Source organism: Vibrio sp. V12_P9A6T4, from assembly GCF_963874835.1.
Classification (GTDB): domain Bacteria; phylum Pseudomonadota; class Gammaproteobacteria; order Enterobacterales; family Vibrionaceae; genus Vibrio; species Vibrio anguillarum.
The window spans coordinates 1-4,461 of sequence record NZ_CAWNJO010000123.1 but is presented as its reverse complement, the minus strand read 5'-3'; the positions used below and the strand labels follow the sequence as shown (position 1 = coordinate 4,461).

At 40.1% G+C, this 4,461-nt stretch carries 5 protein-coding genes; all 5 read right to left on the bottom strand.

What is annotated here, in order from left to right; genetic code table 11:
• Positions 1–585 precede the first annotated feature (585 nt).
• The 5 genes from AACQ42_RS17005 to AACQ42_RS16985 all read right to left on the bottom strand — a co-directional run bounded on the left by AACQ42_RS17005 (position 586) and on the right by AACQ42_RS16985 (position 4,254).
• Positions 586–954 (bottom strand): VOC family protein, encoded by a 369-nt coding sequence (locus tag AACQ42_RS17005; protein WP_094165439.1) that lies wholly within the window; start codon positions 952–954, stop codon positions 586–588.
• A 155-nt stretch (positions 955–1,109) separates the two neighbouring features.
• Positions 1,110–1,517, bottom strand: a complete 408-nt coding sequence (locus tag AACQ42_RS17000) for a hypothetical protein (RefSeq protein WP_176429656.1) — start codon at positions 1,515–1,517, stop codon at positions 1,110–1,112.
• A 160-nt stretch (positions 1,518–1,677) separates the two neighbouring features.
• Positions 1,678–2,091 carry an RDD family protein gene (locus tag AACQ42_RS16995; protein WP_038162647.1) on the bottom strand — a complete coding sequence of 138 codons (414 nt, stop codon included), beginning with the start codon at positions 2,089–2,091 and terminating at the stop codon, positions 1,678–1,680.
• 159 nt (positions 2,092–2,250) lie between these two features.
• The gene (locus AACQ42_RS16990) at positions 2,251–2,664 is read right to left on the bottom strand and encodes a hypothetical protein (protein ID WP_094165437.1); all 414 of its coding nucleotides are present in this window, start codon (positions 2,662–2,664) and stop codon (positions 2,251–2,253) included.
• A 1,227-nt stretch (positions 2,665–3,891) separates the two neighbouring features.
• Positions 3,892–4,254: a hypothetical protein gene (locus tag AACQ42_RS16985; protein ID WP_094165429.1), complete on the bottom strand. Its 363-nt coding sequence runs from the start codon at positions 4,252–4,254 to the stop codon at positions 3,892–3,894.
• Positions 4,255–4,461: the final 207 nt, after the last annotated feature.

The window sequence follows — 4,461 nt, the reverse complement described above, 5'->3', positions numbered from 1 at the left end:
GGGGTTGACAACGCATAGCCGAACTCAAAAAACACACTGTAAACACTGAACTTCAATTTTGCACTAAAGTCGCCACGCGTTGGCAATCCCTCTTGAGCCGTTTGTTAGGCCAACCGATTGACAACGACACTTTCAAAACCCAAGAACAAAGCTTTTTTGTAAACTTGAAAAACACTAACCGATTCATTTATAAACCAAAACTCCAACGCAGCAAAGAAACAAAAAACTCAAATTGAGCGATTTGGAAGAAAAGTGACGAGCGTAGCATGCTCGGCGGACGTTTGGATGCTGAAGGTTATTTTGCCGCTAAATTCACAACGAAAAGCAACCCAACGCGATCAAGAAACAACAAATATGTGATGACTATTTATTGCTTAACTTAAGCCACAAAACATGGAATTTACCGTTCAATTTCAACTCGATTTAGCTGATAAAAACTCACTTTGCCTAACGCCCAATTAAGGGGTGAGCAACGCTACTACCCAACTTAAAGCATTGTGCCATAAACACTTAATTTGAAGTAGAAGCAAAAATGCCAAGCGTTGGGAATCCCTCTTAAATTGATTGTTATATGCGTACTCAAAGCTACATTGAAACTGCTTCGATTTTGTTTCCGTCTAAGTCACGAACAAATGCAGCATAGTAAGCTTCACCATACTCCGGCCTTAGACCTGGCTTACCCGCACATAAGCCACCCAATTCAATGGCTGTAGCATAGAATTGGTCAACAGCTTCTTTTGAAGGTGCATTGAAAGCAATATGAGCACCATTACTTGATGTTGCTTTTCCTTCACAAGGGCTTCCGACCCAAAATTCAAAATTTTCACCATAAGCCGCTGCGATATTTTCTATATAGTGAGCACGCTTAATAGCTAGTGTAGAAAGAACAGAGTCATAAAAACCGACTGCCTTTAGCACATCAGAAACGCCAACTGAGACGTGATTTAGAATCATTTTTAAGTCCTTTTATTGATTGTAACTTGAAAGCATATAACGCCCGGCTAAGGGGTTGACAACGCACCGCCGAACTCAAAAAACACACTGTAAACACTGCACTTCAATTTTGCACTAAAGTCGCCAAGCGTTGGCAATCCCTCTTGAGCCGTTTGTTATGTGATTTTTCGTTTTAACTCCATTTCTTGCTCTTTGAACAAAACGTAATCACTAGATTTTCTACTCTTCGCCGCTGTAAACCATTGAACCCCAGTTTCATCTAAGTGATTAAACTCTAAACGAAATTCATACTTATTACTGCTAACAAAACCCAAAAATGCACCGAATATAAATGCTACCAATGGCAAAAAGGATGCATACGCTAATCCATATTCCTGATGCTCTGATGGGATAAAGATAAAAAGTAAACTCGATGAAATTGCACCCAACAGAAACATTCTCATAAGATAGTCTTTGAACGTCAAAACTTTCACTTCAACACCAACAATTCGACTTAAATCATAAGCATCTGAATTTACTTTCAATTGATTATCTAATTGCTGAATTATCACTGAATTAGCCACTAAATTCTCCTTTATGTAGCTGAATTTACAAGATCACATAACGCCCGGCTAAGGGGTTGACAACGCATAGCCGGATTCAAAAAACACACCGTAAACACTGAACTGCAATTTTGCACTAAAGCCGCCACGCGTTGGCAATCCCTCTTGAGCCGTTTGTTAGCTAATTTACTACAACGATTGTTTTCGCCAGTTTGTCACCTAATCTCTGTCTTCTTTTACCCAGAATAAAGATCGCGTCAATCATGCCGATTATTGGTGTCAAAACATTGCGGAAAAATGACTGAGGGAAACTACAACTTTTTCCTGTAACTGAATCTATAACTGAGATACCTAGTAGCTTCTTACCGAGGCTTTGACCTTTTGCGAAACCATCAGAAAGTAGGAAGTAAAAAGCAGCGGCAGAAAAGGCAATTAAGCCAGATGAGTCCTGAGATAAACCAATTAATGTACCGAGCCAAAGAAAGAAAATGAATATTGCGGCACTTATTGCACCATCAATGATTTGCCCTAAATACCGAAGCCCCGGGCTTGCAAGTCTATGCGATTCGATAATCGAATCTCTATCTGTTTCCACTTACTTTTCCTCCATGTGAGTTAGATGTCGAATAAATTTGCTAACGCCCGGCTAAGGGGTTGACAACGCACCGCCGAACTTAAAAAACACACCGTAAACACTGAACTTCAATTTTGCACTAAAGTCGCCAAGCGTTGGCAATCCCTCTTGAGCCGTTTGTTAAGCGTTTTTCTCAGCGATCACCAACAAACTGTCTGTATACGAATAGCCGTAACCATACCCGTAACTCGCGCCGCCTTTCACGCTTTCAGTTTCACTCAATACACGCTTTGAACTCGATATACCTTGCGCCTGATACTTGTACGCATAATCACCGGAGATTACTGGGGTAATCATTTTTACACTAAAACCGTCATGATTTAGGCTTTCAATTACTTTCTGTAAATCTGCTGCTAATCGCTCTGAGTCAACGATACAATCCGAGTAACCAGTCTGCTCCCATTTCTTTTCTTTACGATAAATATCCTTTTCACCACCGAAGAAGCCGGCTTTTTTCTCACCGGTAGGCACTTTGACAATGACTTCTTTACCAACCGGTACAAAATAACTTTTAACTAATACTACTTTTTCCATATTTCCCTCTTACGCTTAACGCCCGGTTAAGGGGCTGACAACGCAAAACACCACACTTAAAATAACAGCCGTAATCACAAAAGACGATTTGAACAAAAACCGCCACGCGTTGGCAGTCCCTCTTGAACCGTTTGTTATGCTTAAACTTCAACACCTTACGTTTAACTTGCCGCCAGAATAACTCAACTTTATAAAACGAACCAAGCTGGAAAATTGATTAACCTGAACCCACTCATGATTTGAGTAAAAACTGGCCCTACTTCAAACCAAATTATGATGAAAACTTGCACCAGCCAAACTCACCACACGCTAGCGTGAAACTCAACTGAGGCAACTGCGACAAACTCACAGCGTCAGCAACATTGCCTTTTCATTAGATAGCGAAAAACAATTTCAAATTGCCGATACGCTTTACGTTGATAAGCCCGAGGAGCCAAATTACTCAAAGCGACTTTGAGCAAACAGCACTGACCACGCGCAAATTCAATTCTGAAATGAGGCAATTATTCAGATTTACAGCGCCAACAAAACTGCCTTTTCTTTAGGCAGCAACGAACAATATTGAATTGCCGAAAAGCTTGAACGAATGGCTGAAGGAGCAAAGAAAATTTGCAACCGACTGAATTTATGAGATTAAGCATAACGCCCGGCTAAGGGGTTGACAACGCACCGCCAAACTTAAAAAACACACCGTAAACACTGAACTTCAATTTTGCACTAAAGTCGCCACGCGTTGGCAATCCCTCTTGAGCCGTTTGTTAGGCCAACCAATTGACACCGACACTCTCACAACCAAAGAACAAGGCTTTTTGTAAATTTTAAAACAACTAACCGATTCATTTATAAACCCAAATGCCCAATCAGAAAAGAAACAAAAAAACTCAAATTGAGCGATTTGGAAGAAAAGTGACGGGCGTAGCATACTCAGCGGACGTTTGGATGCTGAAGGTTATTTTGCCGCTAAACTCACAACGAAAAGCAACCCAACGCGATCAAGAAACAACAAATATGTGATGATTATTTATTGCTTAAATTAAGCCACAAAACATGGAATTTACCGTTCAATTCAAACTCGATTTAGCTGATAAAAACTCACCTTGCCTAACGCCCTGTTAAGGTGTGAGCAGCGCAATACCGAGGCCGCAGCATACCGCCTTAAACACTAAACGCAACGCATAGTAAAAATGCCACGCGTTGCGAATCACTCTTAAACAGTTTGTTATGTAATTATGCCGCCATATTCAACCCTACGTTAACAAACGCGAAAACGATGCTAGTCGAAGCCAACGCAGCAAAACCATAAATTAGTGGGCTAAACTTTGAGAAAAACGATACAAATCTGGCTAAAGAAACGACGGCGAGTGTAATTGCAACAGTAAATAAAATAGCCATATAAACAGCACCAATTAAAACACCGTATTCAGCTATGGCAATTTTACCAGTAAAAATCAGAACTGTAGCCAAAAATGACGCTAATGCTTGCTCCCCAAGAAAGCCAGAAACAACACTAAAAGTAAAAGGAGTATCTTTTTTCGGTAAATCGATAAATGCTTCGATCTTTTTTGATTCTATTTTTTCAAACAGCTTCACTATAACTGGGAGGCAAACAATTATAAATCACATTAAATTTAAGAAAACTGCCATGAACTGCATTTGTTCGGGGAAACTACCTACCGAAAATCCCACTGCAATATACTTATAATCGAAATAAACTAACCAAGTTCCAATAAGCAGTGAAATGAATGACTCAAACTTCCCATAGTTTCCGAAAAATCGCATTGTAATACACCGTTATTT